At 64.7% G+C, this 22344-nt stretch carries 22 protein-coding genes; 9 read left to right on the top strand and 13 right to left on the bottom strand.

Annotated elements, in window-relative coordinates:
- Window positions 1-20: 20 nt before the first annotated feature.
- The 5 genes from gatB to rpsU all read right to left on the bottom strand — a co-directional run bounded on the left by gatB (window position 21) and on the right by rpsU (window position 4446).
- On the bottom strand, window positions 21-1520 hold the full coding sequence (gene gatB / locus B5483_RS01605; RefSeq protein WP_054948381.1) for an Asp-tRNA(Asn)/Glu-tRNA(Gln) amidotransferase subunit GatB: 1500 nt from the start codon (window positions 1518-1520) through the stop codon (window positions 21-23).
- A 5-nt stretch (window positions 1521-1525) separates the two neighbouring features.
- Window positions 1526-3013 (bottom strand): Asp-tRNA(Asn)/Glu-tRNA(Gln) amidotransferase subunit GatA, encoded by a 1488-nt coding sequence (gene gatA, locus B5483_RS01600; RefSeq protein WP_079729273.1) that lies wholly within the window; start codon window positions 3011-3013, stop codon window positions 1526-1528.
- 134 nt (window positions 3014-3147) lie between these two features.
- Window positions 3148-3450 carry an Asp-tRNA(Asn)/Glu-tRNA(Gln) amidotransferase subunit GatC gene (gene gatC / locus B5483_RS01595; protein WP_054948383.1) on the bottom strand — a complete coding sequence of 101 codons (303 nt, stop codon included), beginning with the start codon at window positions 3448-3450 and terminating at the stop codon, window positions 3148-3150.
- A gap of 112 nt (window positions 3451-3562) precedes the next feature.
- On the bottom strand, window positions 3563-4084 hold the full coding sequence (locus B5483_RS01590) for an FKBP-type peptidyl-prolyl cis-trans isomerase (protein WP_054948384.1): 522 nt from the start codon (window positions 4082-4084) through the stop codon (window positions 3563-3565).
- Between the two features lie 155 nt (window positions 4085-4239).
- Window positions 4240-4446, bottom strand: coding sequence for a 30S ribosomal protein S21 (gene rpsU, locus B5483_RS01585; RefSeq protein WP_007011585.1), 207 nt, complete (start codon window positions 4444-4446; stop codon window positions 4240-4242).
- A gap of 325 nt (window positions 4447-4771) precedes the next feature.
- Between rpsU and crcB the strand changes: the two genes are divergently transcribed.
- Genes crcB through B5483_RS01555 form a run of 6 tightly spaced genes read left to right on the top strand, consistent with a single transcriptional unit; the run spans window position 4772 to window position 8755 of the window.
- Window positions 4772-5179, top strand: coding sequence for a fluoride efflux transporter CrcB (crcB, locus tag B5483_RS01580; protein ID WP_054948385.1), 408 nt, complete (start codon window positions 4772-4774; stop codon window positions 5177-5179).
- Window positions 5176-6456, top strand: a complete 1281-nt coding sequence (locus B5483_RS01575; protein ID WP_054948386.1) for an RluA family pseudouridine synthase — start codon at window positions 5176-5178, stop codon at window positions 6454-6456. Before crcB ends, B5483_RS01575 begins: the two co-directional genes overlap by 4 nt.
- Window positions 6453-7103: an HAD-IA family hydrolase gene (locus B5483_RS01570; protein ID WP_079729272.1), complete on the top strand. Its 651-nt coding sequence runs from the start codon at window positions 6453-6455 to the stop codon at window positions 7101-7103. Before B5483_RS01575 ends, B5483_RS01570 begins: the two co-directional genes overlap by 4 nt.
- Complete coding sequence (locus B5483_RS01565) at window positions 7100-7309, top strand: hypothetical protein (RefSeq protein WP_079729271.1); 210 nt, start codon at window positions 7100-7102, stop codon at window positions 7307-7309. The genes B5483_RS01570 and B5483_RS01565 overlap by 4 nt, the downstream gene beginning before the upstream one ends.
- The gene (locus B5483_RS01560) at window positions 7306-8004 is read left to right on the top strand and encodes an ATP12 family chaperone protein (protein ID WP_079729270.1); all 699 of its coding nucleotides are present in this window, start codon (window positions 7306-7308) and stop codon (window positions 8002-8004) included. The genes B5483_RS01565 and B5483_RS01560 overlap by 4 nt, the downstream gene beginning before the upstream one ends.
- Before the next feature lie 10 nt (window positions 8005-8014).
- The gene (locus tag B5483_RS01555; protein WP_079729269.1) at window positions 8015-8755 is read left to right on the top strand and encodes an Nmad3 family putative nucleotide modification protein; all 741 of its coding nucleotides are present in this window, start codon (window positions 8015-8017) and stop codon (window positions 8753-8755) included.
- 107 nt (window positions 8756-8862) lie between these two features.
- Here B5483_RS01555 and B5483_RS01550 read toward each other — a convergent pair whose 3' ends face one another.
- The 5 genes from B5483_RS01550 to B5483_RS01530 form a co-directional block, all read right to left on the bottom strand.
- Window positions 8863-9420 (bottom strand): outer membrane protein, encoded by a 558-nt coding sequence (locus B5483_RS01550; RefSeq protein ID WP_079729268.1) that lies wholly within the window; start codon window positions 9418-9420, stop codon window positions 8863-8865.
- A 348-nt stretch (window positions 9421-9768) separates the two neighbouring features.
- On the bottom strand, window positions 9769-10389 hold the full coding sequence (locus B5483_RS01545; protein ID WP_054948189.1) for an ABC-type transport auxiliary lipoprotein family protein: 621 nt from the start codon (window positions 10387-10389) through the stop codon (window positions 9769-9771).
- Window positions 10390-10400: 11 nt separating this feature from the next.
- The gene (locus tag B5483_RS01540) at window positions 10401-11339 is read right to left on the bottom strand and encodes an MlaD family protein (protein ID WP_054948190.1); all 939 of its coding nucleotides are present in this window, start codon (window positions 11337-11339) and stop codon (window positions 10401-10403) included.
- A 9-nt stretch (window positions 11340-11348) separates the two neighbouring features.
- Window positions 11349-12233 carry an ABC transporter ATP-binding protein gene (locus tag B5483_RS01535; RefSeq protein ID WP_054948191.1) on the bottom strand — a complete coding sequence of 295 codons (885 nt, stop codon included), beginning with the start codon at window positions 12231-12233 and terminating at the stop codon, window positions 11349-11351.
- Window positions 12230-13345: an ABC transporter permease gene (locus B5483_RS01530; RefSeq protein ID WP_054948192.1), complete on the bottom strand. Its 1116-nt coding sequence runs from the start codon at window positions 13343-13345 to the stop codon at window positions 12230-12232. Before B5483_RS01530 ends, B5483_RS01535 begins: the two co-directional genes overlap by 4 nt.
- A 182-nt stretch (window positions 13346-13527) precedes the next feature.
- Between B5483_RS01530 and B5483_RS01525 the strand changes: the two genes are divergently transcribed.
- The 3 genes from B5483_RS01525 (at window position 13528) to B5483_RS01515 (ending at window position 18828) form a co-directional block, all read left to right on the top strand.
- Entirely contained in the window at window positions 13528-16383 is a 2856-nt protein-coding gene (locus tag B5483_RS01525) for a valine--tRNA ligase (RefSeq protein WP_079729267.1), read from the top strand.
- A gap of 283 nt (window positions 16384-16666) precedes the next feature.
- Window positions 16667-17413 (top strand): 7-carboxy-7-deazaguanine synthase QueE, encoded by a 747-nt coding sequence (locus B5483_RS01520; RefSeq protein ID WP_079729265.1) that lies wholly within the window; start codon window positions 16667-16669, stop codon window positions 17411-17413.
- Window positions 17410-18828, top strand: a complete 1419-nt coding sequence (locus tag B5483_RS01515) for an MATE family efflux transporter (protein ID WP_245828782.1) — start codon at window positions 17410-17412, stop codon at window positions 18826-18828. Before B5483_RS01520 ends, B5483_RS01515 begins: the two co-directional genes overlap by 4 nt.
- An 11-nt stretch (window positions 18829-18839) precedes the next feature.
- Here the strand turns inward: B5483_RS01515 and B5483_RS01510 are convergent, their stop codons facing one another.
- The 3 genes from B5483_RS01510 to B5483_RS01500 form a co-directional block, all read right to left on the bottom strand.
- Window positions 18840-20528, bottom strand: coding sequence for an ATP-binding protein (locus B5483_RS01510; protein ID WP_054948195.1), 1689 nt, complete (start codon window positions 20526-20528; stop codon window positions 18840-18842).
- A 124-nt stretch (window positions 20529-20652) separates the two neighbouring features.
- The gene (locus B5483_RS01505) at window positions 20653-21417 is read right to left on the bottom strand and encodes a TIGR02186 family protein (protein WP_054948196.1); all 765 of its coding nucleotides are present in this window, start codon (window positions 21415-21417) and stop codon (window positions 20653-20655) included.
- Complete coding sequence (locus B5483_RS01500; protein ID WP_054948197.1) at window positions 21414-22328, bottom strand: sulfite exporter TauE/SafE family protein; 915 nt, start codon at window positions 22326-22328, stop codon at window positions 21414-21416. The genes B5483_RS01505 and B5483_RS01500 overlap by 4 nt, the downstream gene beginning before the upstream one ends.
- Between the last annotated feature and the right edge of the window lie 16 nt (window positions 22329-22344).

The raw sequence follows: 22344 nt of genomic DNA, 5'->3' as shown, positions 1-22344 counted from the left end.
GACGGGGAGGTGGGATAGCGTCAGGCCAGCTTGGCCTTGAGGATTTCGTTGACGACCTGCGGGTTGCCCTTGCCCTTCATGGCCTTCATCGTCTGGCCGACGAAGAAGCCGAACAGGGCTTCCTTGCCCGCCTTGTACTGCTCGACCTTGTCGGCATTGGCGGCGAGGACCTTGTCCACTTCGGCCTCGATGGCGCCGGTATCCGATTCCTGCTTGAGACCTTCGCGCTCGACGATCACGCCAGCGTCTTCGCCCGTTTCGAGCATGATCTCGAGAACCTGCTTGGCCGCTGACCCGGAAATCGTGCCCTTGGCGATCAGCGCGAGAAGATCGCCGCCCTTTTCGGGGGTTACCGGCGATTCCTCAAGTGAAGTGCCCAGTTTGTTGAGCGCACCGAACAGTTCCGAGATCAGCCAGTTGGCCGCCTGCTTGGCGACTTCCGCAGGCTGCTTTCCGGCCGCCTTGGCGGTTTCGGCAAGAAGGCGTTCGAACCAGCGCGCAGTCTCGACTTCGGCGGTCAGCACGCCCGCATTGTAGGGCGAGAGGCCAAGCTCGTTCTCGTAGCGATGGCGCTTGGCGTCCGGCAGTTCGGGCAGCGAGGCGCGGCACTCTTCAAGGAACGCATCGTCCAGTTCGAGCGGCAGGAGGTCCGGATCGGGGAAGTAGCGATAGTCGTGCGCGTCTTCCTTCGACCGCATCGAACGGGTGGTGCCGCTGGTCGGATCGAACAGGCGAGTTTCCTGCACGATCTTGCCACCGCTCTCGAGCACGTCGACCTGGCGGTTCGCCTCGTGTTCGATCGCCTGCATGACGAAGCGAACCGAGTTGACGTTCTTGGTCTCGGTACGGGTACCGAATTCCTCACCCGGACGGCGCACCGACACATTGACGTCACAGCGCATCGAGCCCTGGTCCATGTTGCCGTCGCACGAACCGACGTAGCGCAGGATCGTCCGCAACTTCGAGACGTAAGCTCCTGCCTCTGCGGGAGAACGCATGTCCGGACGGCTGACGATTTCCATCAGCGCCACGCCCGAGCGGTTGAGGTCGACATAGGACATCGTCGGGTGCTGGTCGTGCATCAGCTTGCCCGCGTCCTGCTCGACGTGGATGCGCTCGATGCCGATGGTCTTGGTGTCTTCCGGGTTCTTGTCGTCCAGCGCGATCTCGATAGAGCCCTCGCCCACCAGCGGGTGGTACAGCTGGCTGATCTGGTAGCCCTGCGGCAAGTCCGCGTAGAAGTAGTTCTTGCGGTCGAAGCGCGACCACTTGTTGATCTGCGCCTCGATGGCCATGCCGGTGCGCACCGCCTGGCGGATGCACTCGCGGTTGAGCACGGGGAGCATCCCCGGCATCGCCGCGTCGACAAGGCTGACCTGCGAGTTCGGCTCCGCGCCGAACGCGGTTGCCGAGCCGGAGAACAGCTTGGAGTTCGAAGTGACCTGCGCGTGGACTTCGAGGCCGATCACGACCTCCCAGTCACCGGTTGCGCCCTGGATGCGATAAGTGCTGTCAGCCATGTCTCTTACCACCACTTGGCCGGCTTGGCCGTGAACCCGGCCCGCTGTTCGATCGCGAGGCCGGCATTGAGTACGCCCTGTTCGTCGAAGGCCTTGCCGATGACCTGCAGGCCGAGCGGCAGGCCCTCGCGGTTGATGCCCGCCGGGACCGACATCGCCGGCAGGCCCGCGAGCGACGCGGGAACCGAGAAGACGTCGTTGAGGTACATGCTCAGCGGATCGTCGGACTTTTCGCCCAGTGCAAAGGACGCGGTCGGCGTGGTCGGCGCGAGGATGACGTCGCATTCCTCGAAGGCCTTGGCGAAGTCCTGGCTGATCAGCGTGCGAACCTTCTGCGCCTGGGTGTAATAGGCGTCGTAGAAGCCCGCCGAAAGAACGTAAGTGCCGATCAGGATGCGGCGCTTGACCTCGGCGCCGAAACCGGCGGCGCGGGTGGCGGCGTACATGTCCTGCAGGTTGGCACCGTCGGGCAGGTCGCGCAGGCCGTAGCGCACGCCATCATAGCGCGCGAGGTTCGAGGAAGCCTCGGCCGGCGCGATGATGTAGTAGGCAGGCAGCGCATACTTGGTGTGCGGCAGCGAGATCTCGACGACTTCGGCGCCCGCGTCCTTCAGCCATGCCACGCCCTGGTCCCACAGGGCGGCAATTTCGGCGTCCATGCCGTCCATGCTGTATTCGCGCGGAATGCCGACCTTCTTGCCCTTGAGATCGGCGGAAAGACCGGCTTCCCACTGCGGCACCGGCATGTCGAGGCTGGTCGAGTCCTTGGGATCGAAACCGGCCATCGCTTCCAGCATGATCGCACAGTCGCGGGTGTCGCGCGCCATCGGTCCGGCCTGATCGAGCGAGCTGGCGAAGGCGACGATGCCCCAGCGCGAGCAACGCCCATAAGTCGGCTTGATGCCGGTAATGCCGGTGAAGGCGGCAGGCTGGCGGATCGAGCCGCCGGTGTCGGTGCCGGTCGCGGCCGGACACAGGCGCGCCGAAACCGCAGCCGACGAACCGCCCGAGGAACCGCCCGGCGCGAGCGCGGCATTGCCGCCGTCGTTGCGCCGCCAGGGCGAGATCACGTTGCCGAAGTAGCTGGTCTCGTTCGAGGAACCCATCGCGAACTGGTCGAGGTTGAGCTTGCCCAGCATGCCCGCGCCCGCGTCCCACAGCTTCTGCGAAACAGTCGATTCGTACTCGGGCCTGAAGCCTTCGAGGATGTGGCTGGCAGCCGTGGTCTGCACGCCGCGGGTGGCGAAGAGATCCTTCATGCCGATGGGCACGCCGCCCATCTTGCCAAGCGCCTCGCCCTTGGCACGCTTGGCATCGGTAGCCTTGGCGGCATCGATCGCGGCATCGGGGGTAGTGACGATGAAGGCGTTGAGCGCATCCTGCGCGGCAGCGACATTGGCGTTGAACGCCTCGGCCACTTCGACGGCGGTGAATTCGCCGCCGGCAACGCCGTCGCGGATCTGGGCTACGCCGAGTTCGGTAAGGTCAGTCATGCTGCTTCCAGCCGATAGTGTTGCGCGCGTGCTTCGACAGGCTCGGCACGAGCGGAGGTGGAAAGACGAAATTCGAGGACTTCCGCCCGCCCTGCGCTAATCGAAGGGCACGCGCGGCATCCGCGATCCGGCACTTATTCGATCACCTTGGGCACGCCGAAAAAGCCGTGCTCGGCCGCCGGCGCATTCGCGAGAACCGCGTCGCGCCTGTTGCCGCCGGTCAGCGGATCGGCGTCGATCACGTCGTCGCGCAGGCGCAGCTTGTTGGGGATCACGGCCGTCATCGGCTCAACGCCGGTAACGTCGACTTCGCCGAGTTGCTCGACCCAGGCGAGAATGCCGTTGAGTTCAGGGACCATCGCCTCGAGCTCCTGCTCGCTCACCTTGATGCGGGCGAGGCTGGCGATCTTGGCCACGGTTGCGGTATCGACCGACATGGCTGTTCCTCAATGATGACGGGGCCGACGCGCGGCCCCGTTTCGATAAATGGGCTATGAACGGGCGCTAGCACCCGCTCCTGACCGCATCAAGCGGCGAAGCAGGCCCCGATCAGGGGTGCGCCTGCGCCTCTGCGCCCGGCATCCCGCCCTGCGACTGCATCTGCTGCAGCTGCTGGAGGATGCGCTGCTGCTGCTCGATCTCGGCGCGGCTCTTGAAGTCGATCAGCTCGATCTCGAAAGTCAGGTCGGTGTTGGCCGGGATGTCGCCAACGGCCTTGTCGCCATAGGCCAGCTCCGCGGGGATCTCGACCATGTACTTGCCGCCGCGCTGCATCTTGACCAGCGCCTTGGTGAAGCCGGGGACGACTTCGTTGAGCGCCATGGGCACCTGCTTGGCCTCGTCGAAGACCTTACCGTCGGGCAGCGTGCCCTTGTAGTTGATCAGCACGACGTCATCGGCGGTCGGGGACTCGCCCGAACCGGCGGTCAGCGTCTTCACGTCCACCGACGGGGGAAGCGCCGCGTAAGCCACGCCGCCGGCAGCCAGGGCAATCGCGGCAACGCCGAGCCAGATCTTGGTGACGGCGCCCTTGGCGACGGGCTGGAGGGGGACGCGGGTGATCTCTGTCATCTTCGTTAGGCCTCGTACGAAAATTCGCCCCAAAGGCAGATACACAAAGGGCGCGGATGGAATTTCCGCGCCCTCATGGCTCAAGCAGATGCGACGTTCAAGCACGAACGCCGCGCTCAATGGATGTTTCCCGCATTTGCTGCGGGAACGGCGTCTTACTTGACGCCGTCGCGCTCCATGCGCTTGCGCTCAAGCTTGCGGGCGCGGCGCACGGCAGCGGCCTTTTCGCGGGCGCGCTTTTCCGACGGCTTCTCGTAGTGACGGCGCAGCTTCATTTCGCGATAGACACCTTCCCGCTGCAGCTTCTTCTTGAGCGCACGAAGGGCCTGATCAACATTGTTGTCGCGAACCATGATCTGCATAAACCGAAACACCTCACAAAAATAACGAACGAAGCCCGCCCCGCGTCGTTTCCCGCGTGGCAAACTGCGAATCTGAAAGCCAAAAACTGGGCCGAACCCCGGAAGAGTACGGCTCGATTGGGCGGGCCGTTAGCAAAGCGACCGCGCAAAGACAAGCAGAAAGGCCTGAAACCACCGGCAATCCGGCCCCACATGCACACAATATAGTGGCACGAAGGCCACATTTCAACGCCGCGCACCGGACTCCGTCCCTCCCGCACAGCCCCGCCGGCGCGCCCATGCGGGAAGAATTGGATTATTGCCGATTCGCCGCTAAGGCGACGCCATGCCTCATCCCTCTTTCATAGTAGCCTCGCTCTACGTGGCGTTTGGCGGCGGCTTTGGCGCCTGGCTGCGATTCCTTGTGGGCCGCGCCTGGGTCGCCGCAATCGGACCTGTCCGCGCCAGCGAGTTCCCCTGGGGAACATTGACCGTCAACGTCCTGGGCAGCCTGCTCATGGGCCTGCTCGTGGGATGGCTTGCCCGCTTCGGCAGCCATGGCGAAGGCACGCGCCTGTTCCTTGCCATCGGCATGCTCGGCGGCTTCACCACGTTTTCTTCCTTCAGTCTCGATATCGTCAGCCTTGCCGAGCGTGGCCAGCTCGGGCTTGCGGCTTTCTATACCGGCATCTCGCTGATTGCCGGGGTCCTGAGCCTGTTCCTTGGCCTTTCGATCATGAGGCACGTTGCATGAGCCGCCCCGAAAACAATGACATCGTCCGCCAGTTCACCGTCGGCGCCGACGATGAAGGCGTGCGCCTCGACCGCTGGTTCAAGCGGCACCTGCCGCAAGTCGGCTTCGCAACCGTCTCGCGCTGGGCCCGCACCGGGCAGATCCGCGTCGACGGCAAGCGCGCCGACGTCGCCGACCGGCTGAGCGCCGGGCAGGTCCTGCGCGTCCCTCCCGGCGGCGAGGCGAAGCCCGGCGGCAAGCCCGCCCATGTGCGCCGCGAACTGAGCGAAGAGGAACTGGAACTCGCCGATTCGATGGTCCTGACCCAGGACCGTGCAGCCATCGTGCTCAACAAGCCGCCCGGCCTTGCCACGCAGGGCGGCTCGGGCATGAAGCAGCACGTCGACGGCCTGCTCGACGCCTATGCGCCCGACGGCCCGCGCCCCCGCCTCGTCCACCGGCTCGACAAGGATACTTCCGGCGTCCTGCTGGTCGCCCGCACGCCGGGCAGCGCGGCCTTCTTCTCCAAGCGTTTTTCCGGCCGCTCGGCGAAGAAGATCTACTGGGCGCTCGTCGTCGGCGTTCCCAGCATCTCCGACGGCATGATCGAACTGCCGCTCGCCAAGCAGCCGGGTACCGGCGGTGAGAAGATGCACGTCGACGAAGAGAACGGCCAGCCCGCGCGCACCCGTTATCGCGTACTCGACCGCGCCGGAAACCGTGCCGCCTGGGTTGAGCTGCACCCGCTGACCGGCCGCACCCACCAGCTGCGCGTCCACATGGCGGCAATCGGCCACCCGATCGTCGGCGACGGCAAGTACGGCGGACAGGACGCCTTCCTCAGCGGCACGATCAGCCGCAAGATGCACCTGCACGCGCGCCGCCTGATCATCGACCATCCGGACGGCGCCCCGCTCGACGTCACCGCTTCCCTGCCCGAGCACTTCGCCAATTCGTTGGAACAGCTCGGCTTCGACGAGGCCGATGGCGAAATGTTGCCAGAGGCGCCGGTCGAGCCGAGCAAGGACGAGCAGAAGCGCGCAGCCAAGGCCCACGCCAAGCAGTATCGCAAGGAACGCCGCGGCGAGCGTCGCTCGCGCCGGGACACGGCACCGGCCCGCGGCGGCAAGCCGGGAGCGGGTTCGGCCAAACCGGGCAAACCTGCCCGCCCCGGCGGCAAGCCCGGCACCGGCAAGCCTTCCGGCGGCAAGCCCGCTGGCAGCAGGCCCAACGGTGGCAAACCCGGTGGCGCAAGTGGCGGCGCCAGGAAGCCCGGTGGTCCGCGAGGCAAGCGGTGAAACTGGCCGTCTTCGACTGTGACGGCACGCTGATCGACGGACAGGCGGCGATCTGCGAGGCGATGGAAGCGACGTTCGCCAAGTACGGGCTCGCATCCCCGCCGCGCAATACGATCCGCCGCGCCGTTGGCCTTTCGTTACCGCAGGCAATGCGCCAGCTCCTGCCCGAAAGCGATGTCGAACAGCAGCAGGCCATGGCCGAAAGCTACAAGCTCGCCTTCCGCACCGCGCGCGCCGAAGGCCGCGTCTCGCAGCCGCTGTTCGAGGGCATCGAGCCCTGCCTGCGCACGCTCGCTGCATCGGGCTGGACCCTCGGCGTCGCCACCGGCATGTCCGACCGCGGCCTGGCGCATTGCCTGGCGAACAACGGCATCGCCGACCTGTTCGTCACGCTTCAGACCGCAGACCGCCATCCATCGAAGCCCAATCCCGAAATGCTGGAGCAGGCCCTGTTCGAAGCGGGCGCCCTGCCCGGCGAAGCGGTCATGATCGGCGACACCGGCTATGACATGCAGATGGCGCAATCGGCCGGCACCCGCGCGGTCGGGGTCGACTGGGGCTATCACCATCCCGAAGAGCTGAAGGCGGCGGGCGCCGAATGGGTCGCGGAGACCCCGGCCGAACTGCTGGCCTACCTGCTCAAATGAGCGAGCGCGATCCGGCGGCGGCCCGCTTTGCGGTAATCCAGATCGTGCGCCTGCTGGGCGTGGCCTTCGTCGTGACGGGCATTCTCGTCGCCAACGGCAATCATGCCCTACCCGCGTGGCTCGGCCATATCCTCATCGCCGTCGGCCTGGCCGACACCTTCATCGTTCCCAAAGTCCTCGCGCGGAAGTGGCGCACACCGAAATGAAGCGATTCTACAAGGAAGTTACCGTCGGCGAGGCCGACGCAGGCTGGCGCGTCCTGCTCGACGGGCGCCCGATCAAGACTGCCGGGGGCCGCGTGCAAGTCGTGACCACGAAGCCGCTGGCCGAGGCACTGGCCGAGGAATGGGCGGCGCAAGGCGAGAACATCGACCCTGCCGGTTTCGTCCTGCGCGACTTGTGCGACTTTGCCATCGATGCCATCGCCGTCGATCGTGCCGAGGCGATCCGCGACCTCGTGCCATACGCCGAGACGGACACCCTGTGCTATCGCGCCGATCCCGAAGATGCGCTGTTCAAGCGCCAGCAGGATGTCTGGGAACCCCTGCTGAAGCGGGCCGAAGATCGATGGGGCCTGACCTTCACCCGCGTCTCGGGCATCATCCACAAGCCGCAGCCGGCGCAGACCCTTGCCCGCCTGGAGCAGGTTCTCCACGAACAGGACGACTTCACGCTGGCGGGCCTGCGCATGCTCACCAGCCTTGCCGCCTCGCTCGTCGTCGGTCTCTTCGCCACCGAACCGGATGCGGACAGCGAAGCCCTGTGGCGCGCCGCCAACCTCGAGGAGGACTGGCAGATCGAGCTGTGGGGCGAAGACTGGGAAGCGGCGGAGCGGCGCAAGACCCGCCTCGAGGCATTCGAGCTGGCCATGCGCCTGACCCGGCTCGCCCGCGAAAGCTGAGACCGGCGGCGTGAAGCTCGTCTTCAGCCGCAAGGGATTCGACACGACGGCGGGCGGCGTGCCCTCTCCGATCATCGACGGCGTGCCCGTCTCCCTGCCGATACCGACGCAGGACCGCTCATGCACGCGCTTTGCCGATCGGGACCTCGGCGAACTTGTCTCCACGCTCACGCGCGGCAGGATCGACGGCGCGCACTTGTGCCATGACGATCCGATGTTCGCGGACGGCCTGTGCTGGTTCGGCCAGTGCGGCGCGGCGCAAGGCCACCTTGCCAGGCACGGCGTCGGGCCGGGGGATCACTTCCTGTTCTTCGGGCTTTTCGCCGATCCCGAGACGGGCGAACGCCATCACCGCATTTTCGCCCACATGGGTGTCGAAGCCTGCGGCTCTCCCGAAGCCGTGCGCCGGTGCCGCTCATGGCAAGAACCGCCAAGGCCCCATCCCCACGCCGAAGGCGAATGGCCCGCGAACAATGCGATCTGGTTCGGTCCCGGAGCGACCGCGCGTTCGGCAGCGGACGGGTTGCGGCTGACGCAGCCGGGCGGGCCGCTCAATCGCTGGCGGGTTCCACCGTGGCTGAAGCAGCGCGGCCTCACCTACCATGACCGACCGGACCGCTGGATCGGGCGCCGAAGCCTCGATTCCGCGCGGCGAGGTCAGGAATTCGTCTGCGACATCGGTCGCGCCCGCGAGCCGCGCTTATGGCTGGAAGGCATGATCGCCCTGATCGAGAACCGCCCCGCCGGCTGAGGCTCACCGCAACAAGAAAACCCGCTCCGGCCGAAACCGGAGCGGGTTCACATGCTTGTGGTTGGGCAAGACTAGAGGCGCCTCACCCTATCCCTGCGGGACAAGGATCAGAACTGGAAGCCGAGGCCGACCAGTACGTTGTGACGGCTGAAGTCGCTCTCGTAGTTCGTGTAGCGGTATTCACCCTTCACGAACATGTTGTTGCTCAGCGTGTACTGTGCACCGGCACCCAGACGGAAGCCGTCGCCATTGTCGCCGATCGAAGTGCTGTCGACACCATCGGTATAGGTCAGGCGAACGCGGCCGTTGGCGTAGCCACCGAGAACATAGAGCTTGGTGCTCTCACCAACGTTGGTGCCCAGACGAACAACGGCAGCCAGATCGCGACCGGTCTTCACGCAAAGCTTGTCGCCAGCAACGTCCACGTCGCGTGCGCACTCCTTGGTGCTGCTGTCGGCAACGGTTCCCTGAATGCCAACGAACATGCCGCCCGAGAGCGCGACGTCGTAGCCAACCGAAGCACCGTAGCTCACGCCTTCGTCCGACTCACCGCCGACGGAAATGATGTCGAGGCCGGTCTCAGCCTGCACCCACGCCTGGGCGTTGGCAGCGGCGGGAACGACGAACAGCGCGGCAGCGGCGCCGGCAATGGCGAACTTCTTCATGTAATTCTCCTGCATTTTCTTATCCTCCCTGCCCGGCAGAACCGGGGGGTGGCGCCGCGTACGGAGTGGAGAAAACGCAGTCAATCCATGGAGATGATCGAAAGTGTGGCTCAAAGGATACGTGTTGCAACGCAGCAACACACAGATTGCACGGCGCGCCTTCAGAATCCCGCTAAAGTGCGGATGCAATCCATTTCATAACAACGCAACAAAACGTTGCCGAGAATTATTTTCTGCTTACCTCTTCTCAGAAAGAAAGGAAGCTTCATGGACTGCACATTACTGCAACCACGCCTGATATTTTTCTAGCCGTGGAATTACGCGACGCTGCAAATAGCTGGCAGCGCGTCAGTCTTCCTTGACCCACTGCGCGACCTGCCGAGCCACGTCATTCGCCGCCTGGTTCAGCGCCGGACCGACCCAGTCCGCCTTCGGCTCAACGTTGTTGACCACGGACTCGAAGCGACGCGTCACGATCTCGCCACCGGGAACGCGGCGCATGGCGTCGAAACGGACCACAACTGAACTGCTCGGGGCATCGTAGCCCATGTTGAGCAGGCGCCCGCCGATCAGCGTCTTGCCGGTCACCTCGAAGTCTCCACCCTCCACGACCAGCTTGCCGGTTTGCCCGCGCAGCGTTTCGGCAAGCAGGTTGCGGAACTGCCGGGTAGGCTTTTCGATCCATGAAGCGTCCTTGAGATAGGCAACGCTGGATTCGTTGATCTGCACCGGCACGCGCAGAACATCGAGGCTGCGGTCGGCCTCGGGGTCGAGTACGACGATGGCATCGCTGAGCTGGCCGCTGGCCGTCGCCCCGGCCGGGGCGCTGACATCGGGCGTCAGCTTGATCAGCTGTTCGGGCACCTTGGCGCCCAGGCTGATGCATCCCGGCAGCGCCAGACAGGCTGCGGCGATCATCGCCCCGCGCCATGCGCCGGACTTCAGCCAGCCGCTCATCGCATTCCCCATACTCATTTCCGTCATGGCTTGTAGTCCGGCAGTTTCTGGCCCTTGAGCAGCGCACCGGCGCCTTGCTCGTCGATCTTCTCGGTCACGTTGCGCAGCGCCTTGCTCGTCGCGCGAAGATCGCGGATCGCAGCTTCCGCGGCGGGCAGTGTCTGCTGCGAAACCTGGCGCAGTGCCGGCTGGGCCGTCTCCATCGTCTTGTCGAGCTGGTCCATCGACTTCTGCGCGGAACTCAGCGTGGCGCGCAACTGCGCTGCCAGCGAGTTGCCCTCGCTGCCCAGCAGAGAATCTGCCTTGGTCGCCACGCCTTCGAAAGCGGCCAGCGTCTTGGTCGCCTGTTCCAGGGTCCCCTCCAGCTCGCGCACGGTCGCCTCGATCTGCGGCGTGGCGCGCGAGAGGTCGCGGGTCATCTTGTCGGTATTGCTCAGGATGCCGGTGATCGAACGCCGGTTCTCCTCGGAGAGAAGCTGGTTCAGGCTTTCGGTCAGGGTCGCGAGACGCTCCAGCAACAGCGGTGCGTTGGAGAGGATCTCGCCCAGGCCGCCGCGCTTGGTCGGAATGACCGGCACACCCTCGGGGCCCGGCTCGGTCAGCATCGGCGCACCCTTGACCGCGCCTTCGAGCTGGATGTCCGAAACGCCGGTAAAGCTCCCCTGGATCGTGGCACTGGTGCCCACCGTCACCGGAACCTTTTCGTCCACCTTGATGCGTACGCGAACGAAGCTGGGATCCTTGGGCCACAGTTCGATCTGCGAGATCTGCCCCACGGGAACGCCCGCGTAGTTGACCTCGGACCCCTTCGCGAGACCGTCGACCGACTGCTTGAAGAAGATGTCGTACTCGTTGCGCTCGCCTTCATTGAGGCGGGCAATCCATATGATGAAGGCCGCCAGCAGCGCCAGCAGCACCAGCGTGACGGCTCCGACCCAGACATTGTTGGCGCGCGTTTCCATGTCCCGTGCCTATGCCCCCGCTTTTCCGGACTTGTCCATGGTCTGCCCTTCGCCCCTTTCGGTCTTGTCTTCATCAACGAGCCCTGACCCTGCATGTTCCGGGTGCACTTCGGGATCGCCCTTGGCCGCCAGTGCGGCGCGGCCGCGCGGGCCGTTGAAATATTCCTGGATCCACGGGTGATCGAGTGCCAGCAGCTCGGGAATCGTCCCGCAGGCGATCACCTGCCTGTCCGCCAGCACCGCTACGCGGTCGCAGATCGCGTAAAGCGTATCGAGGTCGTGCGTGATGAGAAAGACCGTCAGGCCCAGCGTTTCCTTCAGTTCACGCGTCAGCTTGTCGAAGGCGGCCGCACCGATCGGGTCTAGTCCCGCGGTCGGCTCGTCGAGGAACAGCAGTTCGGGATCGAGCGCCAGCGCACGGGCAAGGCCGGCGCGCTTCTTCATGCCGCCCGACAGCTCGTTGGGATACTTGAAGGCCGCTTCTTCGGGCAGGCCGGAGAGCTTGACCTTGAAGCGGGCGATCTCCTCGCGCAGGTGATCGGAGATTTCCGGGTAGAACTGCTTGAGCGGGACTTCGACGTTCTCGCCCACGGTCAGCGTAGAGAACAGCGCGCCGCCCTGGAACAGCACGCCCCAGCGCGAGCGGATATCGATCTCGTCCTCGTCGTCGGCACGCAGCATGTCATGACCGAGCACGGTGACGGTCCCCGCGGTGGGCCGCTGCAACCCGATGATCGAGCGCATCAGCACCGACTTGCCGGTGCCCGAGCCGCCAACGACGCCGAGGATCTCGCCCTTGCGGACCTTCAGCGAGAGATCCTCATGGATCACATGCTCGCCAAAGGCGTTGCGCAGGCCCTCGACCTCGATCGGATATTCCCGGGTATCGCTCATTTCCAGCCGATCTCCGTGAAGAAGATCGCGAAGAAGGCGTCGAGGACGATGACGGTGAAGATCGCGGTGACGACCGACTGGGTGGTGCGGCTGCCCACTTCCTCGGCGTTGGTGGTCACCTGCATGCCCTGATAGCAACCCGCCAGCGCGACGATCAGCGCGAAGACCGGGGCCTTGAGCAGGCCGATCCACACGTCGGTGATCGGCACCACGGCCTGGGTACGCTGCAGGAAGGTCCAGAACGGAATGTCGAGCGCGAAATTCGAGATGAAGGCGCCGCCGATGATCGCGAGGATCGCCGACCAGAAGCCGAGCAGCGGCATCATGATCATCGAGGCCAGCACGCGCGGCACCACCAGCGCTTCCATCGGCGAGACGCCGATCGTGCGCATGGCATCGACTTCCTCGGTCAGCTTCATCGTGCCGATCTGCGCCGCGAAGGCCGAACCGGAGCGACCCGCGACCATGATCGAGGTCATCAGAATGCCCAGTTCGCGCATCGAAAGGCGCCCGGTCAGGTTGATGGTGTAGATCTCCGCACCGAACTGGGCGAGCTGAACCGCGCCCTGCTGGGCTATGACGATGCCGATGAGGAAGCTCATCAGGCTGATGATCCACAGCGAGTTGATGCCCACGTACTGCATGTGGTGGACCAGCGACTTGACCCGCAGCCGCGAGGGATGCCGGACGATCGTGCCCAGGCTCATGATCAGTTCGCCCAGGAAGGCGACGGCGCTCATCGCTCCGCGCCCCCACAGGGTCACGACACCGCCGAATTCCGCGACCGTGCGGCGCAGCAGCGGCGGCGGCGGCTCGAGCTCCGCTTCCTCACCCTCGACGCTGCCGATGGCGGCGAAGAGGCGCCGGGCCTGCTCGCTTTCATGAATGATTTCGACGCCTCGCCGGTCCGCAAATCGCGAAACCAGCCACGCGCCGGTCGTATCGATGTCGGTAACGCCGGAGAGGTCGATCTGCTGAAAATGCCCGTCGAGCGCCTCGAGCTTGTCCTCGAGGTCGCCCAGCGAATGTACGCGCAGCGGCCCCTGCAGTGCCAGAGTCGGAACACCGCCTTCGTCGCTTTCCGACAGAGTGAATTCAGCCCATTCCCGCATGTGCGCTCGTCTTGGGGGAAAAACCGTGGACCGGCAAGAGGTTCCCCGGCTGCGACGAAATGTTCGCCGCCACGTCGATCCCGTCCTTTCGCAGGCGGGTACGGCGAAACAAAGGCAAAGACCTGCGACCTGCCGCACTGGCAACTTGCGCGACTTGCCCTGCACTGGCAAAGCGCCGCGCCATGACCGACCAGAATCCTGCCCCTGCGCTCGACAAGACTTTCGACCCCGCCCCGATCGAGGCGAAGTGGTATTCCCATTGGGAAGACAACGGCCTGTTCCGCCCGGAGCGTCCGGACGCGCAGCCGTTCACCATCGTCAATCCGCCGCCGAACGTCACCGGTTCGCTGCACATCGGCCACGCGCTCGACAACACGCTGCAGGACATCGTGATCCGCTACGAGCGCCTGCGCGGCAAGGATGCGCTGTGGGTGGTCGGCACCGACCATGCCGGCATCGCCACGCAGATGGTGGTCGAGCGGCAGATGGAAGCGAAACAGGACAAGCGCACGAACTACTCGCGCGATGCCTTCGTCGACAAGGTCTGGGAATGGAAGCACGAGAGCGGCGGCACGATCACCCGCCAGCTGCGCCGCCTGGGCTGCTCGATGGACTGGAGCCGCGAGCAGTTCACCATGGACCCGCAATTTACCAGGGCCGTCGTGAAGGTCTTCGTCGACCTTTACAACCAGGGCCTGATCTACCGCGACAAGCGGCTGGTGAACTGGGACCCCAAGCTCAAGACCGCGATCTCCGACCTTGAGGTCGAGACGCGCGAGATGCAGGGCGGCTTCTGGCACTTCAAGTACCCGCTGGCCGATGGCGTGACGCTGGCCAACGGGCAGGACTACATCGAGGTTGCCACCACGCGCCCGGAAACGATGCTGGCTGACATGGCCGTGGCCGTTCATCCCGAGGACGAGCGCTACAAGGCCGTCATCGGCAAGGAGATCCTCCAGCCGATCACCGGCCGCCGCTTCAAGGTGGTGGGCGACGAGCACGCCGATCCGGAACTGGGTTCGGGCGCGGTGAAGATCACCCCGGGGCATGACTTCAACGACTTCGAAGTCGGCAAGCGCGCCGGGATCAAGCCTGCGGACATGCTCAACATGTTCGATGCCGAAGCCAACGTGGTGCAGACCGCGGACGGCCTGATCCCCGCAAAGTACCTTGGCATGGAGCGCTTCGCTGCGCGCGATGCCGTGGTGGCCGAAATGAAGGAACTGGGCTTCCTCATTCCCCACGTCACCAAGGACAAGGAAGGCAACGAAGTCGAGCACGACGCGGAGCCGCGCACGATCCAGACCCCCTTCGGCGACCGCGGCGGCGTGGTCATCGAACCGTGGCTGACCGACCAGTGGTACGTCGATGCCGAAACGCTGGCCCAGCCCCCGCTCGAGGCGGTGCGCTCGGGCAAGATCGAGATCGTCCCCAGGACCTGGGAAAAGACCTTCTTCAACTGGATGGAGAACATCCAGCCCTGGTGCGTCAGCCGCCAGCTCTGGTGGGGCCACCGCATTCCGGCTTGGTTCGGCCACAACAAGGGGCTCTATGAAACTTCTTCACACGACGGGATTGAAGTCAATTCGCCAATTAATTGGCCTGATAGTCACTTCGTCGTAGCTGAAACTTGGGAAGATGCGCGCTCCAAATTCGCTCAATATTACGGAACGGACGAAAGTTCGATTTCCGAAATTGGACCGAACGAGACAGCTTTTCCCGTCGGCCCGTCGAATTGGGATAACATTAAGGTAGCTCGCGACGAGGACGTCCTCGACACGTGGTTCTCTTCGGCGCTCTGGCCCTTCGCCACGCTGGGCTGGCCGGACGACGACGCGCCGCTGCTCAAAAAGCACTATCCCAACGACCTGCTCGTTTCCGGCTTCGACATCCTGTTCTTCTGGGATGCGCGCATGGCAATGCAGGGCATCCACTTCATGAAGGAAGTGCCGTGGAAGCGGCTCTACCTGCATGGCCTCGTGCGCGCGGCGGACGGGCAGAAGATGTCCAAGTCCAAGGGCAACGTCGTCGACCCGCTCGGCCTGATCGACAAGTACGGCGCCGACGCGCTGCGCTTCTTCATGTCGGCCATGGAAAGCCAGGGCCGCGACGTGAAGATGGATGAAAAACGCGTCGAGGGTTACCGCAACTTCGCGACCAAGCTGTGGAACGCGGCCCGCTTCTGCCAGAGCAACGGCATCGGCGCCTCGACCTCGGTGGAAGCCCCGGCGGCCACCACGGCGGTCAACAAGTGGATCATCGGCGAAGTCGTCGAGACCCTGGCCGAGCTTGACAAGGCCATGGCCGAACTGCGCTTCGACGCGGCGGCGAACACCATCTACCACTTCGTCTGGGACCAGTTCTGCGACTGGTACATCGAACTGGTGAAGGGCAACTTCGACGCGGAGACCAAGGCCGTCGCCGGATGGGTGCTCGACCAGATCCTCGTCATGCTCCACCCCTTCATGCCCTTCGTCACCGAAGAGTTGTGGAGCAAGATGGGCGAGCGCGGCGATTACCCGCTGATCACCGCCAGGTGGCCCGCCCCGAACGCTTCGGTCGACGCCGCGGCGAAGGCCGAGGTCGAGTGGCTGATCGCGCTGATCGGCAACCTGCGCGGCGCCAAGGCCGAACTCGGCATCGCGCCGGGTGCGCGCCTGACCGCCTACCTTGCCGATCCCAGCGACGCGACCAGGGCGATCGTCGGGCGCAACGGCGCGGCGATCGACCGCCTTGCGCGTCTCGACGCGATCCACTTCGAAGCAGCCCCCGCCGGCGCGCTGCTGCAGGTCGGCGCTGGCGATGCGATGCTGGCGATCCCGCTGGAAGGCGTAATCGACATCGCAGCGGAAAAGGCCCGTCTCGAAAAGGCGCTGGCAGCTTCGCAGAAGGAAGCCAATTCGCTGGAAGGCCGCCTGTCGAACCCCAAGTTCGTCGAGAAAGCCAAGCCCGAGGCGGTCGAAAAGGCCCGCGCCGACCATGCGCACCACAGGGCCGAAGCCGAGCGCCTTGCCGCAGCGCTGGCACGCCTGGGGTAACGGCAAGGCCTGTGCGCTTCGACAGGCCCGGAGCAGGCGGAACGTTGCGAGGCACCTTGCCTTGCTCCGCTCATTCCGGGTCGGTCGGCGCATACGCCCCACCCTGCCCCCGGAAAGGAACTTAGCCGTTTCCTACAAGGCCAGGGTCTGACACTGTGGCGCCATGCCCGTGCGCTCGAACCCATTGCAAAGCAGGTGTAATCAAGGCGACCCACTGAGCGGCGCCAATTGCCTCTGGACTGTGTAAACCGTGTAAACCTGTCGGAACCGAAACCCGCCCGCGATGCCCCTGATCCTTGCCACGACCACGCCGGGTGAACCGGAAATCTTCGCCTCGCTGCAAGGCGAAGGCGCGTCGATGGGGCGGCCGAGCACTTTCGTGCGGCTCTCGCGCTGCAACCTTGCCTGCCAGTGGTGCGACACGGCCTACACCTGGCGCTTCGAAGGCGACAACCGGCCCCACCGCGACGACACGGCATTTGAGCGCAAGGCGAACCAGCTCACGCTCGAGGAAGCGGACGTGGCGGCGCAGGTTGCCGCCCTGCCCCCGGATCGGCTCGTGGTCACCGGCGGCGAACCGCTGCTGCAGGGCGCCGCGCTTGCCCGGATGATCGGTGAACTGAACGCGATGCGCCCCGGCATGCATGTCGAGATCGAGACCAATGGCTCGGTGGCGCCCCATGCCGCGCTCGATCCGCTGATCCACCAGTTCAACGTCAGCCCGAAGCTTGCCCACAGCGGCAACCCTGCGGAGCTTGCGCTGATCCCCGAACGCCTCGCCGCATGGTCGGCCGATCCGCGGGCCTTCTTCAAGTTCGTCATCGCCGTGCCGGATGACCTGGACGAAGTGCTTGCCCTCCAGCAGGCCCATGCGATCCCCGGCGAGCGCATCTTCCTGATGCCCGAAGGCCGCTCGAGCGAGGTCGTGCGCCAGCGCTCCGCCTGGCTGGCGGACCTGTGCATGAACCGGGGCCTGCGCTTTACCGACCGCCTGCACATCCATCTCTGGGGTGACACGCGGGGAACATGAGCGAAGCCGTACCCATGGAAGCGGAGGCCCTTGCCGAGCGCACTCCCGGCAAGACCGAGCGTGGGGACCTGACGCAGGGACCGATCCTGCGCACGCTGCTGCTGTTCTCGCTTCCCATGCTGCTGTCGAACGTGCTGCAGACGCTCAACGGTTCGATCAACACGATCTGGGTCGGCCGGCTGCTGGGCGAAAGCGCGCTGGCGGCAACGGCCAATGCCAATCTCGTGATGTTCCTGGTGATCGCCGCAACGATCGGTCTGGGCATGGCAACGACCGTGCGCGTCGGCCAGCACTTCGGCGCGCGCGACATCCAGGCGCTGCGCGCGACATTCGGCACCGGGCTTGGCCTGTGCATGGCCCTGTCCGCCGTGACCGGCGCGCTGGGCTGGATCTTCTCGCCGGCCCTGCTCAACGCCCTGGCCACGCCCGAGGCCAGCGTGAAGGAGGCCCTCGCCTACTTGCGCGTGATCTTCGTCACCGTGCCGTTCGGGGTGATGTCGATGGTCATTTCCATGGCCCTGCGCGGGGCCGGGGATTCCAGGACGCCGCTCTACGCGATGATCCTGACGGTCATGCTCGACATCGTGCTCAACCCGCTGCTGATCATGGGCCTGGGGCCCGTGCCCTCGCTGGGGATCGCCGGGTCAGCCATGGCGACGGCCTTCGCCAACTTTTCGGGCACGCTGTTCCAGATCCGCCAGATCTACCGCAAGGACCTGCCGCTGCGGCTGCGCGGGGCCGAACTGCGCTATGTGTTCCCGCGCAGCGAGGAGCTTCGCTACATCGTGACCAAGGGCGTGCCGATGGGTGCGCAGATGCTGCTGTTCTCATCGGCCGGCGTCATCATGATCGGGCTGGTCAACCGCGAGGGGCTCAACGCCGCCGCGGCCTATGGCGCTTCGCTGCAGCTGTGGAACTACCTGCAGATGCCCGCCTTCGCCGTAGGCTCGGCCGTCAGTGCGATGGTGGCGCAGACGCTGGGAGCGGGCAATCACGCCCGCGTCGGCGCCGTGACCCGCGTCGGCGTGCTGAGCAACCTGGCGATGACCACCACGCTCGCCGCGATCATCGTCCTGGCCGACCATCCGCTGCTTGCCCTGTTTTTGGGCGGGAACAGCCCGGCCATGCCGATTGCCGAACGCATCCAGCTCATCTGCACTTGCGCCTACCTGTTCATGTCGGTGACGATGATCCTGTCGGGCACCATGCGAGCCTACGGCGCCGTCGTGGCGCCGCTGGTGATCATGGCCATCGCGCTCTACCCGGCGCGCCTTGGCTTCTACTACGCGCTATACCCGCAGATCGGCGGCGATGCGGTCTGGTGGGCCTTCCCGGTAGGAGGCATGGCCTCGATGCTGCTGACGATCGCCTACTATACGAAGGGCAATTGGCGGCGCGCTCTCGCGAAGGACTAGGCGCCCTTCGTTCAGCGACCCTGCGCGCGCCAGCGCTGAACGGTGCGCTGGACCATCTCTTCCTCGCCTCCGGACGTATTCCAGAGCTGGGTGAAGGACGGGTCTTCAGACGCAGGCCGCTTGAATTCCTCGAGGTCGTCGAACGAGACGCGGATCGGGATCGAAACGCCTTCGCCGCAGATGATGCACTCGCGGTTGCGCAGCGCCGGGATCGAATCGAGGAAGCCGCGCGCACCTTCGGGCATGGCAGCGCGCACGAAGGCCTGGTCGCGGTCGTTGTTGAGACGCATCGAGATGATCGTGCCGCACTGCGACAGCACGCCTTCGGCAAGGTCGGACGGGCGCTGCGTGATCAGGCCGAGCGAAATGCCGTACTTACGGCCTTCCTTGGCAATGCGCGACAGGATGCGTCCGACCGAGGAACCGTCGGCATTCTTCTCGTTGGGTACGTAGCGATGCGCTTCTTCGCACACGAGCAGGATTGGGCGGGTCTTTTCCTCGCGCGACCAGATCGCGAAGTCGAAGACGAGTCGGCTCAGCACGGCGACGACCGTCGAGGTGATGTCGGAAGGGACGCCCGAAACGTCGATGATCGAGATCGGCCGCCCGCGCGAAGGGAGGCGGAACAGAGTCGAAATGAAGTCTGCCATCGTATCGCCGACAAGCATGCCGGAGAACATGAACTGGTAACGCGGATCGCCCTTCAGTTCGTCGAGCTTGTTGCGGATGCGCATGTACGGCGCGCTGGAGTGGCCCTTGTCGAGCTTACCCATCGCGTTGCTGATGATGTTGCCGAGGTCCGAAAGCAGGTAGGGAATCGGCGAATCGACGGTAATCTTGCCCATCTGCTCGGCGAGCCTGTTCTTGGAACGAGCCTCGAGCAGGCACTTGCCCAGGATTTCGGCGTCGAGCTGGCGGTCGTCTCCGCGCGAAGTCAGCAGGACTTCGCAGTGCTCCTCGAAGTTCATCAGCCAATAGGGCATCTGCAGGTTCGAGACGTCGAGGATCACGCCGGTGCTGCGGAATGCCGCGGAATATTCGCCATGCGGGTCGACCATGATGATATGGCCTTCGGGCGCGTGCTCGCAAATGCGGTGCAGGATCAGCGCGGCACTGGTCGACTTGCCGGTACCGGTGGAGCCCAGAAGTGCGAAGTGCTTGCCGAGCATGGCATCGACATAGAGGCCGGCGCGGATGTCCCGGGTCGGGTAAACGTTGCCGATCTGGATCGCGCTGCGTCCGTCGCTGGCATAGATCTGGCGAAGGTCCTCGCTGGTCGCCGAAAAGACCGGCGCGCCCGGAACCGGGAAGAAGGTAACACCGCGGCGGAAGCTGTGGATGCGTCCGGTGAGGCGTTCCTCTTCACCCTCGCCCAGAAAGTCGACGTCGGCAACAATGCCACCGGGGACCGAATTGTCCTGCTTCTGGTTGCGCACGCTCGCGAGCAGCCAGCCGTTGCCGACGCGAATCTTGATCTGGCTGCCGACCTGCCCGGACAGGGCGATGGAAGGATCCGGGTCCTGCGAAGCAATCGACAGCTTCTCGAGATCGAAGGCAATCCGCGATCCGGCGCCTGCGACTTCGAGGACCACACCGATAGGCTCGGCCGCACTCTTGCGCGTCACGGGTTGGAACGACCCATCGACTTTGCGCTCTGCCGGAGTTGCCTGCTCAAACTCATCGATACGCATCTGATCCATCAAGCACCTGGAAAGCCGCCAAGGATCTTGGTTCGTATGCCTGTCGAGTTAATTTCCGGCTAAAATGCACACTCGATTGCACCGGCACAAAGTCGCACCGTCGGTCGACTTTCGCAGCGCCGGATCAGATCAGAGCGAACAGGCGGCCCGCAAGCCAGCCCATGCCCACCGATACGAAGACCGCGAGCAGGCCGTAGGCAAAACCATAGTTGTCCGAAAAATTGGCAACGGCGCGCTCGAAACCGAGCTTGCGCACTTCGACCTCGCTGGACGCCGAGGCAACCACGCGACCTTTGGATATGGCGAAAGTTTCAGCCGTGTAGGTACCGATCGGCACGCTGGAAGGAAGGTCGATGCGCGCCTGGTAGAGGACCTGCTCGCTCACCTTCACGCTGCCCTCGCTCTCGCGGTAGAGGCCATTTTTCTGGTTCAGCTCGACGAGGCCTGCGGAAAACCGCGACTGCTCTTCCGGGTTGATCGCCCCGATCGGAGAAAGTTGCAGCCATTGTAGGCCCAACTCGTAAATCGCCGCGGTCTTGTCGTCGACGATCTCGGAAATCGGCCGCGTCGAAGCAATGGCATAGTAGGACGGCGCCGAACGGAATTCGGTACCCGCCGCGTTGATCCAGATCCCCGCCACCTTTTGCTTCTCACGCAGAATGATCGACTGGGTCGGTCCCTTGAGGACGACGACGATGTCATAGTCCTGCGCCGCGCGGGAACCTTCCGGCGACAGGATCGCCCCGAACAAGAGCAATTCAGTGCCGGTGAATCCCTGTTGAAGATCGACTTCATGCTGCGAAACTTCGGGCACGAGGATCGGATCGCGGGCCCCCGTCAGCAGAAACAGCGCCATCAGCGCGCACAGGGAAGCCCGCAGGTTCCTCATAGCGGCGCCATCGTATAGATGTCGTCCGGCCTGTACCCCAGCCCGAGCGCCATGCGCGCTGCCACCACCAGGACGATGATGGCGAGGACAAGGCGCAGTTTCACCGGACTTGCCTTCTGCGCGAACTGCGCCCCCAACTGCGCCCCCGTCACCGAGCCGAACAGCAGCAGCGAGGCGAGGACGATATCGATGGCATGGGTGGTAAGAGCGTGCATCATCGTCGTCGCCATCGTCACGAAGAGGATCTGGAACAGCGATGTTCCGACCACGACATTGGCGCTCATGCCAAGGATGTAGAGCATCGCCGGGACGAGGATGAAACCGCCGCCAATACCCATGAGCATCGTCAGGATGCCCGTTCCCATCCCCAGCAGAAGCGGCGCAAGCGGCGAGATGTAGAGCCCCGAGCGATAGAAGCGCCAGCGCATCGGCAGACTTGCGACCATCGGGTGGTGGCGCCGCTTTTTCGCCGCCATCGAAACGCCGCTACGCTCCGCCCGAATCGACTGGATGCTCTCTTTCGCCATCAGGCCGCCGATCGATCCAAGCAGGACGACGTAGAGAATGTTGATGACGGTATCGATCTGGCCAAGCTGGGCGAGCAGGTTGAACAGCAAGGCACCTATCCCGGTGCCGATGATGCCGCCTGCGACCATGACCGCGCCCATCTGGTAGTCCACGCCGCCTCGCCGGGTATGCGCGAAGACACCCGACACGCTCGCGCCGGTGACCTGGCTGGCTGCCGATGCCGCCGCAACCGTTGGCGGTATGCCGTAGAAGATCATCAGCGGCGTCGTCAGGAATCCTCCGCCCACGCCGAAGATGCCCGAGAGGAGGCCGGTGATCGCGCCAAGGCCGACGATGATCAGGCCATTGACCGAGAGATTGGCGATGGGAAGATAGACGTCCATTACTGCTATCTCGCTA

Source organism: Novosphingobium mathurense (genome assembly GCF_900168325.1).
GTDB classification, from domain to species: domain Bacteria; phylum Pseudomonadota; class Alphaproteobacteria; order Sphingomonadales; family Sphingomonadaceae; genus Novosphingobium; species Novosphingobium mathurense.
The sequence above is the reverse complement of the archived record's forward strand: the minus strand, read 5'-3'. Positions and strand labels throughout refer to the sequence as shown.

Coding starts and splice junctions, on each gene's coding strand:
- gatB (WP_054948381.1), bottom strand. CDS start 1,520: ATGGCTGACAGCACTTATCGCATCCAGGGCGCAACCGGTGACTGGGAG.
- gatA (WP_079729273.1), bottom strand. CDS start 3,013: ATGACTGACCTTACCGAACTCGGCGTAGCCCAGATCCGCGACGGCGTT.
- gatC (WP_054948383.1), bottom strand. CDS start 3,450: ATGTCGGTCGATACCGCAACCGTGGCCAAGATCGCCAGCCTCGCCCGC.
- B5483_RS01590 (WP_054948384.1), bottom strand. CDS start 4,084: ATGACAGAGATCACCCGCGTCCCCCTCCAGCCCGTCGCCAAGGGCGCC.
- rpsU (WP_007011585.1), bottom strand. CDS start 4,446: ATGCAGATCATGGTTCGCGACAACAATGTTGATCAGGCCCTTCGTGCG.
- crcB (WP_054948385.1), top strand. CDS start 4,772: ATGCCTCATCCCTCTTTCATAGTAGCCTCGCTCTACGTGGCGTTTGGC.
- B5483_RS01575 (WP_054948386.1), top strand. CDS start 5,176: ATGAGCCGCCCCGAAAACAATGACATCGTCCGCCAGTTCACCGTCGGC.
- B5483_RS01565 (WP_079729271.1), top strand. CDS start 7,100: ATGAGCGAGCGCGATCCGGCGGCGGCCCGCTTTGCGGTAATCCAGATC.
- B5483_RS01560 (WP_079729270.1), top strand. CDS start 7,306: ATGAAGCGATTCTACAAGGAAGTTACCGTCGGCGAGGCCGACGCAGGC.
- B5483_RS01550 (WP_079729268.1), bottom strand. CDS start 9,420: ATGAAGAAGTTCGCCATTGCCGGCGCCGCTGCCGCGCTGTTCGTCGTT.
- B5483_RS01545 (WP_054948189.1), bottom strand. CDS start 10,389: ATGGGGAATGCGATGAGCGGCTGGCTGAAGTCCGGCGCATGGCGCGGG.
- B5483_RS01540 (WP_054948190.1), bottom strand. CDS start 11,339: ATGGAAACGCGCGCCAACAATGTCTGGGTCGGAGCCGTCACGCTGGTG.
- B5483_RS01535 (WP_054948191.1), bottom strand. CDS start 12,233: ATGAGCGATACCCGGGAATATCCGATCGAGGTCGAGGGCCTGCGCAAC.
- B5483_RS01530 (WP_054948192.1), bottom strand. CDS start 13,345: ATGCGGGAATGGGCTGAATTCACTCTGTCGGAAAGCGACGAAGGCGGT.
- B5483_RS01525 (WP_079729267.1), top strand. CDS start 13,528: ATGACCGACCAGAATCCTGCCCCTGCGCTCGACAAGACTTTCGACCCC.
- B5483_RS01520 (WP_079729265.1), top strand. CDS start 16,667: ATGCCCCTGATCCTTGCCACGACCACGCCGGGTGAACCGGAAATCTTC.
- B5483_RS01515 (WP_245828782.1), top strand. CDS start 17,410: ATGAGCGAAGCCGTACCCATGGAAGCGGAGGCCCTTGCCGAGCGCACT.
- B5483_RS01510 (WP_054948195.1), bottom strand. CDS start 20,528: ATGGATCAGATGCGTATCGATGAGTTTGAGCAGGCAACTCCGGCAGAG.
- B5483_RS01505 (WP_054948196.1), bottom strand. CDS start 21,417: ATGAGGAACCTGCGGGCTTCCCTGTGCGCGCTGATGGCGCTGTTTCTG.
- B5483_RS01500 (WP_054948197.1), bottom strand. CDS start 22,328: ATGGACGTCTATCTTCCCATCGCCAATCTCTCGGTCAATGGCCTGATC.